The sequence below is a fragment of the Gilliamella sp. Fer1-1 genome (genome assembly GCF_001690825.1).
GTDB classification, from domain to species: domain Bacteria; phylum Pseudomonadota; class Gammaproteobacteria; order Enterobacterales; family Orbaceae; genus Gilliamella; species Gilliamella apicola_C.
Genome location: NZ_LZGX01000073.1, coordinates 1 through 15,735, shown reverse-complemented (window position 1 = coordinate 15,735; position 15,735 = coordinate 1). Strand labels below are relative to the sequence as shown.

The following is a 15,735-nucleotide window of genomic DNA, read 5'->3' as shown; positions in this document are numbered from 1 at the left end:
TCTTATTTACTCCAATAACGACTATATGAAACAGAAAATAGATTATTCGTCATATATTAAAAATATTTCAAAAAAACAAATTCCTAATTTTTCAGGAATTTGCTATGAGTGTAGTTTTTATACGGAGAATTATTCAGATCTTATAGCAACTAAGCTGCTTGAAGTAGATATTTCCGATGTTATGCCTCATGCAGTAAAAAATCGCAAAGCTGAATTTTTTGCTGGACGTTACCTTGCAAGAAAAGCTCTAGAAGATTGTGATAAAGAATTATTTAATATACGGATTGGAAATGATGGCTCACCATTATGGCCAGAGAAATTTGTAGGTTCAATTAGCCACTGTAAAGAAATTGCAATTTGTACAATTGCATATAAGAAAAATATAAAGTCAATTGGAGTTGATGTTGAAAATTATATAGAGAATGATAATATTGATTTAATTTTAAATGATGTTTTAACAAAATCAGAATATAGGTTTCATCAGTCATCAGCTAGTCTCAATTCAATTATATTTACTCTTATATTTTCAGCAAAAGAAAGTTTGTTTAAAGCGTTAAGTCGAGAAATTAGTTTTTTATTTGATTTTAGGTACTGTCAGCTTGTCAATATAAACTTTTCAAACTACACGTTTACTATTGAGATAATAAAAAAACTTAGCCCAACACTTTTACCAGGTGTTTGTTTCGATGGTTTTTTCGAGCTATGTCGTAACCATGTTTTTACAATTATATTTGAATATTATTAAAAACTAATCTATAGAGTGTGGCATTTGTCAATTTTTCATAAACGGTGATAAGTTAGCAAAATTATCCGCTAAACTGCAAACCCCGTATGAAGTTGAAACACTTGATGTCGATCAACTTGATGAGGATAGTCCACTCAATGGGCAAACTGAAAACACCACAGACGATGAACAGCGAGACGTACTCGGTGAGCTTGAAATCACGGCACGGATGATGATTACCGGAGGTGAAGAAAAAGAAGAAGCACGCATGACACGAGCTGATCGCAGCATGATAAGACAATGTATTGTCGATGCGGCTGAGCAATGCGAAAAACATGATCGTATGGTACTCACTCAGGATATTCGTGATGCATTAAGGAAACGTGCGCAAATCGGACAACTCCCTGAAGCCAGAGCAAATCGCTTACTTGAAATGGCGGATGCGATGGACATGTTTTGTCAAGGGATGGATGGCGATATGTTTAATAAACTGGGAACACCTTGGCCAGAAACCGATATTACCATTGTGGATCTTGCCACCTTTGCGCGAGAAGGTTATAACGCACAGCTTTCCATTGCTTATATCTCACTGATTAATACCGTTAATAATATTGCAGAGCGTGATCAGTTCTTAGGACGCCCCATTATCTTTGTCACTGATGAAGGTCATATTATTACCAAAAATCCACTGCTTTCACCTTATGTAGTCAAAATCACCAAGATGTGGCGAAAGCTTGGTGCTTGGTATTGGCTTGCGACGCAAAACGTGGATGATTTACCGAAAGCGGCTGAGCCAATGCTTAATATGATTGAATGGTGGATTTGTCTCAATATGCCGCCCGATGAAGTGGAAAAAATCGCTCGTTTTCGTGAACTCAATGATGCCCAAAAAGCCTTGATGTTATCCGCCCGAAAAGAATCCGGTAAATATACCGAAGGCGTTATTTTATCAAAATCAATGGAAGTGCTCTTTAGAGCAGTGCCACCGAGTCTTTATCTAGCGCTGGCCATGACAGAGCCAGAAGAGAAGAACGAACGTTATCAACTGACGCAAAAGCACGGTATCAGTGAACTTGATGCCGCTATCCTAGTGGCCCAAATGATGGATAAAAAACGCGGGATCTAATTTGGATAAACTCTTTATTCATCATTTTTTGCTCCTAAACTAACCAAGAATGGCAAGCACCGGTTCGGTGCATCCTGCTTGTTCACTGAGCATTATCAGTGAAACCCAAACTGGCGACATTCTGTGAGTCAGTGTCATTGCGAGACAATGATTGAGTGCAGAATTATAAAACAACATTACTTACTCGCAGGCTTTTTAACGCGAGTGTACTGAATTTTTATTAAAAAATAAAAGAGGATATCTTTATGAGTATATTATTTTATTCATCGGTCGCTATTCCTATCATTGAATCGGCAAGAAAATATAATTGCCGCATCATGTTAGTTAAAGACGGTGGAGTCTATTTGATGGTAAATACGCACAATAAAATGAGTATTGGTTATGCGAAAAATTGTAATCCTGATATTGATCCCGATTACTTTGATTACTCTAGTCGTCATCTTGGCGGTAGTGATTTTTTTGAATCTTTTGATCCCCATGACAAGATATTTGATTGGGTAATCAATTATCAATTAAATCTACAAATCAGTAGGAAAGGTAAAAAAATACTTTTATCCGCAGTACGTGGTGAATCCTATGAATTATCTGAATCAGCATGATAGAAAGAATGCTGACTTTTTAAATTGACTTATAAGCACAATAATTATTTGTTTTTTTGAATAAATGTATTTAACCCTATGGGGAAGTGACTTTTCCCTGTGAAAAACATTTCTCCTTTTTTAATTTACTGAAATGGAGAAATGGTATGTCAAAACCAACTAAAAAAACTGATGCTAAACACTTAAAGCACTATTATGGTATTGCAAAAATCTGTTTTTATATCATGGTCTTTAATATCGTCGTGCGCCTTGACCTTTGGGTTAGTATCGCAGGAATGATTGTTTTACTGCCGTATTTATTACAGAAGTTATTGTTAAAGAAATTGGATGCTGCTAAGTATCTAAATCTTTTTAATCACTATTTTAATGCGATTAAAAAAGTGCATCAAGAACCTAAGATTATCCAAACGCAAGAAAATACCCATACACCTGCGCAGACGATTGAACCGACTCAATCAGAAACGAATGATTTTGTTGATTCTTCTTTTGAAGCCATTTGGCAAGATTGTCCGCAAAGTAATTTTATGTGGGATGTACCAGATTATCAATCAATACATCAGGAGGAACATGGTGAATATTAAAAAACATCTACTAGTGCTAGATGATGGCACGCAGTTACCCTTTCAAGCTATTAGACCTACTGCGAGTTATCTCACTGATAAAAAGGTTGTTAATCCCCTGAAGTCTAAATCACTCCATCATTGATGGTTAATTAATTGGGTTTTAATTCTGAAGAAAGCACCTGTTAGGGCTTTCTTCTATTTATCCCAAAAGAACTTCATAATTTGTAAAGTAAATATAACTAGGTGTTTTTTTAATACCTAATTAGGTATATAATTAAATCAGTTAAACTTCCAATAAGGAGTCTATGATGCAATTAAGTGGACAAGTTAAATCTATTACGTTTTTGAAAAATAATACAGGTGAAGTCATGAGCAAGTTAGCAGAGGATCGTCAACCCTTTGTTATTACACAAAACGGTGAAGCTAAAGCCGTTTTAATGGATGTTAATGATTATGACGAACAAATGCACAAAATTGCAATGTTGCAACGTTTGGTTGTTGCAGCTCAAGAAACGGAACAAGGGCAATATCGCCCAGTCGATGAAGTCTTTGCTGAAATTTTAGCAGAAGACAACGAGAGTTAACGATGACGGCTAATTATAGTGTAGTCATTGTTAAAAGTGCAGAGCGAGACATTAAGCATATTTATAATTACATCAAAAAAAATGACTGTATTGAAAATGCAAAATATGTGTTTAATCAACTTTTAAAAGCAATCAAAACACTTGAAATGTTTCCTCAACGGGGAGCTAATCTTGCAGAGTTTTATGGTACTCAGACAGTTAGCTATCGGGAAATTAGTTTTAAAGTCTATCGAATCATTTATCAAATTAATGAAAACAAAAAAACAGTTGTTATTCAGATGGTGATAGATGGTCGTCGAAATTTAAAACCAATACTAGAAGAACGTTGCAAGTAACGATCCATTTACATAATACTAATGCTCAAGCTGAGCATTAGTATTTTTGTAATCAAAATAAACAACTCTTATTTTCTATTAATCCTCGTTCATAAAGCCTAACTAGGTTTAAATCTCATGCATTGCAATTAATGTGAAGGCAATCCATGAAAATCAAATCCTTATTATTTATCGTCAGCATACTGGCGTGTAGCTTAACTGCACATGCTTCAGTGACTATTGTGACTGATAAACTACATCCACTACACAATATTCCTAATGATGCCGAAATTATTATGCTTGATGACAGCATCGAGCTTCATGCTACCTTATCCGACAATCTGCCCAATGACCCTGTACAGGCTGAGCAACTCGTCAAAGCACGGTTAACGGCGTTAGCAAACAGCTATCAACAAAACATGAAGCAAGCATTACAAGGTGCATTAGCGGCTTATCAGCTAGGTGTCATCAAAATTCCTGCTGTGATTCAGGATAATCGCTATGTCGTTTATGGTGAATCAGATGTTTTAGCTGCGTTAGCGCTTATTAAGCAGCGAGGACAGGATGAACCGTAAACATTTCTCAATCACCGTATTAGTAGCCTTTTTTGCAACGTTCAGCGTCAATGCCAAAATTAATACAGTCGATATTTCCGCATCAACGCTGTCTCCAGATTGCCTCGAATACCGAATTGCCGGTATTTGTTATTGGCTTTTGTGTACACCATTAGGTTGCAAAGTCAAAACATCGGTAAAAGTCAAACACTATGTCCCTGATGCTGTGGTCACAAGCTATGTCAGTACGGGCGACAGCCCTTGGACCGAAACGGCTATTATGGGAACCCCTGTACCTGGTGCACAAAGTGGAAGTTATGCAACATCCAATCAAGCTAACGAAAATACCATTGCTAAATTTAATAACGTTGATGTGATTGGTCATCCGAGTAGCAGCTTATTCAACCAGTTTGTGAGTAGTTACGGCTATAGCTGCCAAGGGGCAGGCCAATCCTTTATTCCTTATTTTATTTCAACCCTTGATACCGTGGCTTGGCGTTACAACGTGCCCGAAGTCGCCTATCCAGAATCGTTAATCCTAGGAACGCGAGAAATCGGTACACGTACTTCAGCAAATTTATGGGGCAATGTTTATCCGCGTGGCGGTTTTACGCATCAAGCCGATGATTACAAAGCAGCCGCAACCAATGCACAACGAGCAGGCGATATCGTCACGCGCCGTGGACAACCGCATGTTTACTTGCCACTCCTTGCCAACAAAAAAGACGGCTATTGGCCCGCTGGTGAATTAATTGAGAGCAAAGCGTCCACCGGAAAATGGCAGGCACTGACCCCAAAAACGTCCTCCAGTTGCCAAGTGTTTCCCGACAACCAAACCCTACATGAACAAGCTGACGATGGGGCTTATGCGTGGACGTTATGGCGACCTTATAGCTGCTGTAAACGCCGTGGGCAAACTTTTTTATATAGCATTGATTTTTAATAAGGACCCAAACATGATTGATTTATATAAACGTACCTTGCTTATTAGTTTGTTAAGTCTGGTTGGATTTACTGTACCAATGACCAGTTATGCGATTCAAACCCAAATCGATGACACCAGTATTAATACGAGTGGTGCTGTCATTGATGATTATGTTTTTTACAACATCGGTGGTGGTCGCGCGGTATCTATGTCAAAGCACAACAACATGCAAAGTATCAAAATTGGTGCGGGTTGGAATAGTAACTTAATTTGTGGTGACATGAACTTGGAAACCACCCTACAAAACCAACTCAACGGCGTAACGAATGGCTTTCAGCAAATCATGGGTAACGTCATTAACAACGCGACCAGCGCTGTAGCCTCATTACCCGCCATGATATTACAACGGGCTGATCCCGCGCTATATAATCTGTTAACCAATGGGATCTTACAAGCTCGCTTAGATTATGACCGTTCAAAACTCACTTGTCGTGCGATGACCGAAAAAATGGCAGATATGGCCGGTGGTAGCTATGGTTGGGGGCAACTTGCTCAAGGGACTGCATTATCGAGTGCGGTGAGTCAAAACAAAGATGCGGTTGATGCGATTGATAAAACGGAAGCTGACAAAGGCAATAATGGCGTGCCGTGGGTGGGTGGCAGTAATGCTGGTGGCAAAGGGCAAAATCCAATAAAAGTCGTGTCTGATGTGACAAAATCAGGGTACAACTTACTTAATGGTCGTACAGTGACGGACAACAACAGCACCAATAAAAGCCAATGTGGTAATAATCTCGTCTGCCAAACTTGGTCATCTCCTGAAAAAGCGAGTAACTTTGCCGTGCGAATACTCGGTGAACAAGTGCATCAAACGTGCGAAGGATGCACGAAAACCCAAACCACCGCAGGCGTTGGATTAACACCACTCATTCAAGAAACCTACGAAGAAAAACTCAAAAATATTCAGGATTTAGTCTCTGGTAGTCAACGTATGACCTTTGAAAATCTGCAAAATGCGGGCAGTCAATCGCTGCCCATTACCCGTGGTGTGATAGAAGCGCTTCGTGATGAGCCTGATTTAGACATGATGACAACTCGTCTTGCTTCTGAAGTCGCGTTATCGTCTGTCATGGAGCAAGCACTATTACTACAGCGTGTAATGATCACCGGTAGCAAAGAGCCGAATGTCGCAAGTAATGATTTAGCTCAGAGTGCTCTAGCACGAGAAAACAGCATACTAGAGCAAGAAATCAACAACCTTAATGCGGAGCTAGATTTACGACAAAAACTCGCTAATAACGCTGCCAAAACTATTTTAGACCGTCACCAAATTCGGAGTGAGAACTCTCGCACTATTTACCAAGGTGATCCAGATCGTAATCGCTTACAACAAATCCAAAAACCAAGCGAATAGAGGCTATTCTTGTAACTACCCCCTAAAATAGTACAGCAAAAAAGTAGAAAATTCTCTATGATAAAAGTAAAAGAGGATTCAATGATGAAAAAAATGACTGAACATCAAATCGTCGCTATTTTAAAAGAAGCAGAAGCAGGTATTCCTGTCAAGGAACTCTGTCGTAAATATGGCATGGGTAATTCAACTTTTTATAAATGGCGGGAAAATATGGCGGTATGGAAACTTCAGACATCAAACGTCTAAAAGAACTCGAAGCGGAAAACCGCAAGCTTAAGCAGATGTTTGCCGAACTGAGCTTAAAATCCCAGCTTCAGGAAGAAATCATAAAAAAGCTTTAGTGCCCACAAAGGTACGTAAAACGTGGGCGCAGCAACTACAAAAAAATCATTCAGTCACTATTACGATGAGTTGTGCCATTGTTGGTTTAAGCCGTTGTGCTTACTATTACCAACCTAAGTTTCAGGATGATTCCGTGATTATTTCGGTGTTGAATACTGTCACAGACCGGCATTTACGCTGGGGTTTTCCTAAATGTTTTAATCGTATCAGAAAGCTCGGCTATCAATGGAATCATAAACTGGTATATCGGGTGTATTGTGAATTAAAGCTTAATCTCAGGGTAAAGCGTAAAAAACGTATCCCCCACGAACACCAGAAAAGCTATTGGTGCCTAATAAACAAGGTGAATGTTGGTCAATGGATTTTATGAGTGACAGTAGTCGTAATCAACGTCGCTTTAGGACATTCAATGTCATCGATGACTTTAATCGTGAGGCGTTAGGTATTGATATTGCAGTAAGCTTACCTGCAGGAAGGATTACCCGTTACTTAGATAAACTGGCCGAATATCATGGATATCCATTAAAAATGCGGGTCGATAATGGGCCAGAATTTACAGGGAAAGCCTTTATAAACTGGGCTAAATTACATGGTATAACCATTGATTATATCCAGCCCGGTAGCCCATATCAAAATGGCTATATTGAACGATTTAACCGTACCTATCGCACTGAGGTACTTGATTTATATCTTTTTAACAACTTAGCGCAAGCAAAGAAAATAACTGAAGAATGGTTAACGATTTATAACACCGAAAGACCGCATGAGGCATTAAATAACATGACACCGATTGAGTATAAAACACTAAAACAAGCAGCATGATTTTCTACGTGAGTTGTGTACTAAGTTTGGGGTATTTACATTCTCCATGTACAAAAAACTAAAACTACACTGGCTCTTCAATCGTAGTGTTGCTCTGTTCTTACTCAGTTTAATTGGATTGATGGGCGTTGCAATGATGATTAATGTAGTAGGTATTCAAATAACTGGCACAATGGGCAACTGGCGTAATTGGCTAGCACATCACTCATATTATTTCTTAATTTGGCGAATCGTTTTATACACGCTAGTGATTATTGGCTGGTTGTGGGCTAAAAGGCGTTTGACTGCCCGTGAGTTACGCCACTATCCACAAAGCCATATCGCACTTAAACAGCGCTTTCTACGTATTGAAGTCGCAACCGTGATTGCTTTCATTGTATTAGCGCTGAGCAATGGGATCGGGAGATAGTAACGCGTGATGACACTTTATACCTCCGATTATCTTGAATACTACTTAACCCTGGTTGGTTGGATTGTCAGCAATGGCATTTGGCAAGTACTGGAAGCTTCAGGGCTCTTTGTTTTACCCTTTATCAGTATTATTTTACAAGAATGGCTTAAAGCCAGAGCTGAAGGTGCTGATGAAGGTAACAAAGGGGCACTATCGGCTATCCGCGTTGAAAACCGTATTTGGGTGGCGATAGTGGTGATTTTATTTGCCGGTGTGCCTTTTATTGATATTAACCTAGCCAGTATCAAATACGACAGTAGCCGCTCCGAGCAATGCCAAGTACTAGTTGCCAAGCCTGAAGAGACCAATTGGAGCAATGCGTTTACTTCACTGAATAATCAAACCGCTAAAGTACCGCTATGGTGGTTTTTAATTCATTCCGTTTCCAAGGGCATTACCAGTAGTGCGGTCGCCTCCATCCCGTGTGGTATTGATTTACGGCAAATGCGTATCGACATTGATAATACCCGTATCAATGATCCACTGCTTGCTCAAGAAATCGCTGATTTTACCCATGATTGCTATGGACCTGCGCGGGCTAAACTCTTTATGAATAGACCCATCCTCACGGATAAACAAATGAGTGATGTGAACTGGATAGGTTCACATTACTTTTTAGACAATGCAGGCTTCTACGATAGTTACCGCTCCCATACACCAAGAACCGCTTGGCCCTATAATACAGCTCGTGATGCTGGGCTTGCTCAGACCAATGACGGCGGAGGCTATCCCAGTTGCACAACGTGGTGGTCAGATAGTAACAAGGGGCTACGTGCAAAGATTATCAAACAAGTCGAACCTGATTTACTGTCTCGTTTTGCTCGTTGGCTGCATTTAAAAAGCCACAATGAAGTGACCGATGAAATAGTCAGAGCGATTGCCTCGCCAAGACAACAAACCATGAACCAAGGCTCCGTCTATACCGATTATGGTGGTGTGGTGGGCGGCAACATGGATAATCGAGTGGTAGGAGCACTCGGTGATATTGGGCTTGCGGTTGGGTCATTGTCTTATTTTCCGTCAATGGATGTATTACGGCAAGCCTTACCACTGGTGCTGTCTTTTTTAAAAATGGCACTGGTGATTTGTATTCCACTCGTACTGCTCATTGGCCTGTATGACTTAAAAACCGTAGTAACAATAAGCTGTGTTGAGTTCGCGTTATTTTTTGTGGATTTTTGGTTTCAACTGGCCCGTTGGATTGACAGTACGATTTTGGACGCACTTTATAGTTGGGACTCGCCTCATAGTAACTGGAATCCGTTTCTAGGCATTGATAATGCGATGGGAGATATGCTCTTGAATTTTGTGATGGGGGCGATGTTTATCGTATTACCAATGTTTTGGATTAGTGCTCTAAGTTGGGTTGGTGTTCGCGCAGGGAGCATGGTGCAAATGTTAACTTCTGGTAGCAATGATGCTAAAGGGGCTGGAGGAAAAGGTGTTGGAACATTAACGAAGGTTGGCAAGATGGTTGTAACAAAAGGAGCTAGTAAGTGAGAAAAATACTTTCATTGATACCAAAATATAGTTTTTTAATCATTCAAATCATCTGGGTCATCTTTCCAAATGATGCACTCATCACCTTTATAAAGTCCCCAACCAGAAGGTCCCATTCTCCACTCTTCTTGTGGGGGAGGAGAAACATCAATATCCACACCAGCTAATAACAATGCACCAATGATTAAGGTCACTAATCCCATCCACATAGGGAACAAGATAAACAGTAAGGAAATAAGAATGAACAGATTAATCACTACAGTGAGTTTTTTAGCAAAAGAAGCTGATAATCCTTTGCGAATCAGGAATTGGCACTCTTTACGTAAAATCCAGCCAACAGACTGCCTTAAACGTCCTAGAACGCCTTGTGGGGCTTTGTGGTTAGTGTTGGTTTTCACAGTAGTCACCTTGCGGTATTGGGCTGATGGTCAAAAAATAACATGAGTAGCGGGTTTTATCAACAAAAAACAACATTAAACCGATAAGAAATTAGATTGATCGTTATCGGCGATCAATGGGGTTTTATTGATCTATATAAACGATTTTTATAAGACTTTATTTTTTGTTAAAAGAGTCTACTACCTATAAAGATGAAAACCGAGAAAACGATGAGGACAAATTAAGATGATCAGTAACACACAGACCAAACGCTATTGTCTCGTTCGGCAAGCAACCCTAAAATTTTTCTTGTTATGTTACGTACTACTGTGGTTTATGGCTAACAGCCATGCCGCCGTATCTGCGGTCACAAGCCATTTTATTATCGGCAGCGCTCCAACATTTAATCCTCAGCTTGAACAAGAAATAGCACAACAACAGTTTAGCTTATTAACGTTCAATTATCAGGGGAAGACTTACGATAATAGTACAATGCAATCTTTCCCTGCGGTTGATCCGCTCTCGACAATTCAAGATTTTATCCAACACGTCACGATAGCTCCGATGGTAATAAATGAGGGGGATGCGCTTGATGTGGATGGTGATGGTGTATTTACGGTTACATTTAACAGTGCGTCATTGACGCTTCGAGATAAAAATAATGAGATAATCGATATGAGTCATACCTTTTGTGAGCTGGTCGATAAAGCCCCCTTTACCTTGCATCTTAATGCAGCGCTTAATTTAACAACTCGCTATGGTGTTCCTAATACAACCGCTTACAATGTTAGTCAACAGTATCTTATCCCTTTAAAACCCACGCTTTGTTATCTAAAACCGAGTCTGACTTATGGCAGTGGTAACTATGCGGGCGTGACGACTATTTGGAATCCACAGCAAGGGTTTATTTACGATGCAAGTAAAACCCCTTTCCCAACAACGGGGATGGATGGACTGAATTTTGATATTAAAGTACTCGGTGTGGATGTGTTAACGCAAGACATTAACACGATTTATTCTCATTTAGCCAATGTTAGTCTGCAATTAAGTCCGATGGATAGCCAAACGCTCCATGTTAAACTCAGTGGCCCAACGGCGAATAATCCCAAACCGTTTACGGCCAATGTATTTAATATTCTGATTGGTCCAGCCCTAACTTACCGCTTTAAAATCAACCATTGGTTTATTTATAACAACGATCAATTACTGACGTGGGGTAATGCCAATAACTGGTGCAATGGGCTTGGGGGTAATCAACGTTATCAATTACCTGCAATAACACAACTGTCCAATGCGAGCCAGGATGTATCGGGTCAAGCCGGGGTTAGAAACTATACTCGAGCTATTGGACAAGGGTTATTACCTGAATGGGGATCGCTTGTCAGTTATGGCCTCATGACCAGTCATTATATTTGGTCAAGTACCTTGCGACCAAATAGCGGTGGACATTATTACGATACCCACAATGTTATCGGCTCTATTTCTTCACCTGTGCCTGCGTTTCAAGAAATGAATTTGTGCGTTTCTAAATAATTTACGTGGTTTTAAAGGGAAAAGGGAAAAAGATTTTAAGCGATAAAGGGTATTAATAGGTAGTTAAGGGTAAGAGTGCCATTACTGACGTAATGGCCTCTACCTGTGAAATGTGGTCATGGCTGTTTAAGGGGAAAAAAACGATTGGAACGCACGATAACACTCCCACTATCACAGCGCCTATTGTCAATGATGAGTTTATTATTCCACAAACAGCAGAAAACCTATTATCCAACGTGCGCTGCGACCAATTATTAAAAGCAATTTGGCAGCGCACGTCACTTTCTGATTTACAATTTAAACAACTCTATCTTAACCCCCATTGAACGCTATGCCGAACTCGTTCAACAGTTTCCTGCTTCAGAAAGTCACCATCATGCCTATTTAGGTGGAATGCTTGAACATGGGCTTGAAATCATGGCTTATGCATTAAAATTTCGCCAATCCTATTTATTACCTATTGGCTCATCACCTGAAGAGCGTAGCGCACAAGAAGATATTTGGACAGCCGGCATTGCTTATGCTGCACTTATTCATGATATTGGTAAATTGGCTGTAGATATTCATGTTGAATATATTGATGGTTCAATATGGCATCCTTGGCATGGTTCATTAAAAAAAGCCTATCGATTTAAATACAATAAAAATCGTGAATATCGACTGCATAGTGTGAGTATTGGACTGTTATATCGGCAAATACTCGATACGAAGTTACTTGATTGGTTAACCGAAAGTCATGAGTTATGGTCTTTTTTTACCTACTTTGTCGCAGGACAAATGGAACAAGCCGGTGTACTAGGAGAACTTGTCACTAAAGCAGACCAAGCTTCCGTTGCTCAATCGCTAGGGGGGAGTATTGAAAAAGCCATGAGTGCACCTAAACATTCACTGCAACGAAAACTACTCGATGGATTGCGTTACCTAGTAACAGAGGAACTCAAACTCAATAATAGCGGACCGAGTGATGGTTGGCTTACTGACGATGGTTTATGGTTAGTCAGTAAAACCGTGTCTGATAAACTCAGGGCTTACTTATTATCACAAGGTATTGAAGGGATTCCTTCCAAAAATTCGATACTCTTCACCGCACTTCAAGAACACCATATTATTCTAAGTACAAATGAAGATAAAGCCATTTGGAATGCCACCGTCACCAGTCACAGCAATGGTTGGTCGCAACCCTTTACTTTTTTAAAAGTCATGCCTTCACTGATTTGGTTAGATGAAAAGCCAACTGTTTTTGAAGGAACCGTTGTTATCAATCTGCCAAAGGATGACTGTCATGCCGAGCAACAATCTGATGATAACGCGACACAAAAAATGCCATCCCTATTTACAGAACAAAATGCATCCGACACAAACCATGAAATTGAACCAGTAGTGACACCAAACGATTCACTGCCAGCCGATAGTTTAGAAGCGGTATTCAATTTACTTGAACTGAATGACGAGGATGAGCAACCAGTGTTAGAGGAGACAGCCAGTCAATTGTCTGTCACTGAAATCAACTCAACTGAGTCCAACTTAAACATTGATAGTCATCCAACTAATCTTTTTAATACTTATTCATCAATATTACAAGAGCCTACTGAGCAAAAGAGTACGTTGATTGAATTTACCGATACGGAAAAGCAAGTAATGAAACAAATTGATGAAATAATCCCATCGGGCGAACATTTTATTCAGTGGTTAAAAGACGCTATCTTAATGCAAAAACTCATTATCAATGAACCACAAGCTTTAATTCATACCGTGGATGATACCTTGTTTATCATTACACCTGGTATATTTATGCGTTATGTGATGGAATTTCCACAGGTGCAACAGATTGCCAAAGTCGAAAAAATTCCTGCATGGCGATATATGCAAAAAACGTTTGAGAAACTTAGATATCATAAACGAAAAGAAGGTGGTTATAGCATATGGACATGTGCGGTCGAAGGTCCTAAAAGTACCAAAAAAGTGCATGGTTACTTATTTAATGATCCCACCATCCTAATTCCTGATATTGTTTATAATAACCCTTATTTGCGCATTACCTCTGATTCAGACAATAACCTATTCTTTTAGATTAGGGCTATATGGCGAAAAATAATCAACAGCTGCGTCAATAAATGCTTTTAATTTAGGTAATCGTAGTGAATCAGCCGTGTATGTAATATTCATCTCTTTTGCTGGTGGTAAAAAGGAGTGCAAAATAGGTAGTAGTTTTTTATGTGTTATAGCTTCCTTTAGCATAAAATCAGGTAGCATGGTTATTCCTAACCCTTCAATCGCTGCCTGTATTAAAGCAAATGTTTCATTACTTTTAAATGCCCCAGAGACGGTAAAATAAACTAATTTCCCATCCACGGTAAATGGCCACACATAGTCATTTTGGGTTCCATTTAGATATTGATAGATAAGACAACAATGGTTTTTTAAATCATCAGGAAAAGAAGGGATTCCTTTTTCTGCTAGATAAGATGGAGAGGCAGCAAAAGTAAGTTGATGAGGTCTAATTTTTCGTGCAATGAGTCCTGAGTTAGGCAGATTGCCGATCCGAAAAGTTATATCAAATGCTTCTTTTACTAAATCAACATAGCGGTCAGTTAAGTTTAGTTCAATTCTAATGTGAGGATATTGTTTCATAAAACGACTTATAAATGGCATTAAATTAACGTTACCAAAACTCATCGGTGCACTAATCTTTAATAATCCATAAGGCTCTTCAATAAACTGTTGAGCTAAATTATTTGTTGCTTTTACTTCTGATAAAATGGTTAGACAACGTTCGTAATACTGTTTGCCGAAGTCAGTTAAACTTTGAGAGCGCGTGGTACGATTCAAAAGCTTTATACCTAATTCAGACTCTAAGAAAGAAATATATTTTGCCACCATTTGTGGTGATATCTTCAATGAGTATGATGCAGCAACAAATGAGCCCTTATCCACTGTCAAAACAAAGGCCTCCATACTTTTTAAAAGATCCATATTGACAACTCCTAGTTGTTAATTAATAAACTATATGATTATTTATTGTTTATTATTTTACTATTAAACTTCTACAAATCAATTCAACTAATAAATAAAGGACTTAAAGATGAAAAAAATAGGTATCATTGGTGCAGGTTCTATTGGCCAAGCTTGTGCACAGTTATTTACGAAAACAGGTTATGACGTTATGTTAAGTAATTCTCGGGGCAAGCAGACGCTTTATGATGTTGCTTATAGTATAGGATGCAAAGTAGGTAGCCAGCATGAAGCGATTGCTTTTGGTGAGGTGATATTAATTGCTATTCCCTTTATCAACTATACCTTGTTACCTGCTGATTTACTTAATAATAAAATTGTTTTTGACGCAATGAATTATTATCCTGATCGTGATGGTCATATTGAACAACTGGATCAATATCACATAACTACCACTGAAATGCTGGCTGATCATCTTACTCATTCACGTATCGTTAAAGTGTTTAATGCCATACTTGCAAAAGATATTGTTAAAGATGCTAAACCGAACGATCAGCAAAACAGACGAGCTATTCCTATTGCCAGTAATGATGATAAAGCAAAACAGATCGCTATCTCAATATTAAGTCATGTTGGTTTCGATTATGTTGATGCTGGGGCGCTAAGAGATAGCTGGAGGTTTGAGAGAGCCAAACCAGCATATTGTATACCGTTCAATACTAAAGGCTTGATACAAGCACTAGATAAAGCTACTCGTACAGAGGAGCTTCCTTATAATTCCTGGCATTCAGATGTTGAAAAACAAAATTAGTGGGTTGCTTGCTATAAAGTATGAGTCAAAAATAAGTAGCCTTAAATAATATTGATTTAGATCGGAATATTAAAATGCTAACAACTGCCAAATTAATATTCCTCAAATCTAAAAATTTCACGCTAACTCAAAACATATAATCA

The 15,735-nt window shown here is 39.0% G+C and carries 16 protein-coding genes and 2 pseudogenes; 16 read left to right on the top strand and 2 right to left on the bottom strand.

Features of this window, described 5'->3' with window-relative positions:
• Positions 1–25: 25 nt before the first annotated feature.
• From A9G28_RS08610 to A9G28_RS08550, 12 genes and pseudogenes are all read left to right on the top strand, one after another.
• Positions 26–745, top strand: a complete 720-nt coding sequence (locus A9G28_RS08610; protein WP_065580401.1) for a 4'-phosphopantetheinyl transferase family protein — start codon at positions 26–28, stop codon at positions 743–745.
• 73 nt (positions 746–818) lie between these two features.
• Positions 819–1,850: pseudogene (locus A9G28_RS08605) on the top strand (conjugative transfer ATPase); the annotation flags it as partial.
• Between the two features lie 245 nt (positions 1,851–2,095).
• Entirely contained in the window at positions 2,096–2,449 is a 354-nt protein-coding gene (locus tag A9G28_RS08600) for a DUF3085 domain-containing protein (RefSeq protein ID WP_065580400.1), read from the top strand.
• A gap of 146 nt (positions 2,450–2,595) precedes the next feature.
• Complete coding sequence (locus tag A9G28_RS08595; RefSeq protein WP_065580399.1) at positions 2,596–3,030, top strand: hypothetical protein; 435 nt, start codon at positions 2,596–2,598, stop codon at positions 3,028–3,030.
• Positions 3,031–3,317: 287 nt separating this feature from the next.
• The gene (locus A9G28_RS08590; RefSeq protein WP_218057051.1) at positions 3,318–3,596 is read left to right on the top strand and encodes a type II toxin-antitoxin system Phd/YefM family antitoxin; all 279 of its coding nucleotides are present in this window, start codon (positions 3,318–3,320) and stop codon (positions 3,594–3,596) included.
• A gap of 2 nt (positions 3,597–3,598) precedes the next feature.
• Positions 3,599–3,931, top strand: a complete 333-nt coding sequence (locus A9G28_RS08585; protein ID WP_065567813.1) for a type II toxin-antitoxin system RelE/ParE family toxin — start codon at positions 3,599–3,601, stop codon at positions 3,929–3,931.
• A gap of 146 nt (positions 3,932–4,077) precedes the next feature.
• Positions 4,078–4,485: a TIGR03757 family integrating conjugative element protein gene (locus A9G28_RS08580; RefSeq protein WP_065580398.1), complete on the top strand. Its 408-nt coding sequence runs from the start codon at positions 4,078–4,080 to the stop codon at positions 4,483–4,485.
• Positions 4,475–5,407, top strand: a complete 933-nt coding sequence (locus A9G28_RS08575; protein ID WP_065580397.1) for a TIGR03756 family integrating conjugative element protein — start codon at positions 4,475–4,477, stop codon at positions 5,405–5,407. Before A9G28_RS08580 ends, A9G28_RS08575 begins: the two co-directional genes overlap by 11 nt.
• Before the next feature lie 79 nt (positions 5,408–5,486).
• The gene (locus tag A9G28_RS08570) at positions 5,487–6,803 is read left to right on the top strand and encodes an integrating conjugative element protein (protein WP_442903263.1); all 1,317 of its coding nucleotides are present in this window, start codon (positions 5,487–5,489) and stop codon (positions 6,801–6,803) included.
• An 84-nt stretch (positions 6,804–6,887) separates the two neighbouring features.
• A pseudogene (locus A9G28_RS08560) lies at positions 6,888–7,967 on the top strand (IS3 family transposase).
• Between the two features lie 46 nt (positions 7,968–8,013).
• The gene (locus A9G28_RS08555) at positions 8,014–8,376 is read left to right on the top strand and encodes a hypothetical protein (RefSeq protein WP_065580395.1); all 363 of its coding nucleotides are present in this window, start codon (positions 8,014–8,016) and stop codon (positions 8,374–8,376) included.
• 9 nt (positions 8,377–8,385) lie between these two features.
• Positions 8,386–9,918, top strand: coding sequence for a conjugal transfer protein TraG N-terminal domain-containing protein (locus A9G28_RS08550; RefSeq protein WP_065580394.1), 1,533 nt, complete (start codon positions 8,386–8,388; stop codon positions 9,916–9,918).
• A gap of 35 nt (positions 9,919–9,953) precedes the next feature.
• Here A9G28_RS08550 and A9G28_RS08545 read toward each other — a convergent pair whose 3' ends face one another.
• A complete protein-coding gene (locus tag A9G28_RS08545) occupies positions 9,954–10,316 on the bottom strand; it encodes a DUF3742 family protein (protein WP_065580393.1) in 363 nt (120 codons plus the stop codon).
• Positions 10,317–10,542: 226 nt separating this feature from the next.
• Between A9G28_RS08545 and A9G28_RS08540 the strand changes: the two genes are divergently transcribed.
• From A9G28_RS08540 to mobH, 3 genes are all read left to right on the top strand, one after another.
• Positions 10,543–11,829 (top strand): hypothetical protein, encoded by a 1,287-nt coding sequence (locus A9G28_RS08540; protein WP_141674722.1) that lies wholly within the window; start codon positions 10,543–10,545, stop codon positions 11,827–11,829.
• A gap of 92 nt (positions 11,830–11,921) precedes the next feature.
• Positions 11,922–12,155: a hypothetical protein gene (locus A9G28_RS13960; RefSeq protein ID WP_304363265.1), complete on the top strand. Its 234-nt coding sequence runs from the start codon at positions 11,922–11,924 to the stop codon at positions 12,153–12,155.
• Positions 12,115–13,899, top strand: coding sequence for a MobH family relaxase (gene mobH, locus A9G28_RS13955; RefSeq protein ID WP_335340526.1), 1,785 nt, complete (start codon positions 12,115–12,117; stop codon positions 13,897–13,899). Before A9G28_RS13960 ends, mobH begins: the two co-directional genes overlap by 41 nt.
• Here mobH and A9G28_RS08530 read toward each other — a convergent pair.
• Entirely contained in the window at positions 13,888–14,802 is a 915-nt protein-coding gene (locus A9G28_RS08530; protein WP_065580391.1) for a LysR family transcriptional regulator, read from the bottom strand. The genes mobH and A9G28_RS08530 overlap by 12 nt on opposite strands.
• A 109-nt stretch (positions 14,803–14,911) precedes the next feature.
• On the opposite strand from A9G28_RS08530, the gene A9G28_RS08525 reads away from it, so the two are divergent.
• A complete protein-coding gene (locus tag A9G28_RS08525; protein WP_065567804.1) occupies positions 14,912–15,592 on the top strand; it encodes an NADPH-dependent F420 reductase in 681 nt (226 codons plus the stop codon).
• Positions 15,593–15,735: the final 143 nt, after the last annotated feature.

Bases quoted from the DNA above. Each gene is read 5' to 3' on its own strand.
- A9G28_RS08610 (WP_065580401.1), top strand. From the start codon at position 26: ATGAAACAGAAAATAGATTATTCGTCATATATTAAAAATATTTCAAAA.
- A9G28_RS08600 (WP_065580400.1), top strand. From the start codon at position 2,096: ATGAGTATATTATTTTATTCATCGGTCGCTATTCCTATCATTGAATCG.
- A9G28_RS08595 (WP_065580399.1), top strand. From the start codon at position 2,596: ATGTCAAAACCAACTAAAAAAACTGATGCTAAACACTTAAAGCACTAT.
- A9G28_RS08590 (WP_218057051.1), top strand. From the start codon at position 3,318: ATGATGCAATTAAGTGGACAAGTTAAATCTATTACGTTTTTGAAAAAT.
- A9G28_RS08585 (WP_065567813.1), top strand. From the start codon at position 3,599: ATGACGGCTAATTATAGTGTAGTCATTGTTAAAAGTGCAGAGCGAGAC.
- A9G28_RS08580 (WP_065580398.1), top strand. From the start codon at position 4,078: ATGAAAATCAAATCCTTATTATTTATCGTCAGCATACTGGCGTGTAGC.
- A9G28_RS08575 (WP_065580397.1), top strand. From the start codon at position 4,475: ATGAACCGTAAACATTTCTCAATCACCGTATTAGTAGCCTTTTTTGCA.
- A9G28_RS08570 (WP_442903263.1), top strand. From the start codon at position 5,487: ATGACCAGTTATGCGATTCAAACCCAAATCGATGACACCAGTATTAAT.
- A9G28_RS08555 (WP_065580395.1), top strand. From the start codon at position 8,014: ATGTACAAAAAACTAAAACTACACTGGCTCTTCAATCGTAGTGTTGCT.
- A9G28_RS08550 (WP_065580394.1), top strand. From the start codon at position 8,386: ATGACACTTTATACCTCCGATTATCTTGAATACTACTTAACCCTGGTT.
- A9G28_RS08540 (WP_141674722.1), top strand. From the start codon at position 10,543: ATGATCAGTAACACACAGACCAAACGCTATTGTCTCGTTCGGCAAGCA.
- A9G28_RS13960 (WP_304363265.1), top strand. From the start codon at position 11,922: ATGGCCTCTACCTGTGAAATGTGGTCATGGCTGTTTAAGGGGAAAAAA.
- A9G28_RS08530 (WP_065580391.1), bottom strand. From the start codon at position 14,802: ATGGATCTTTTAAAAAGTATGGAGGCCTTTGTTTTGACAGTGGATAAG.
- A9G28_RS08525 (WP_065567804.1), top strand. From the start codon at position 14,912: ATGAAAAAAATAGGTATCATTGGTGCAGGTTCTATTGGCCAAGCTTGT.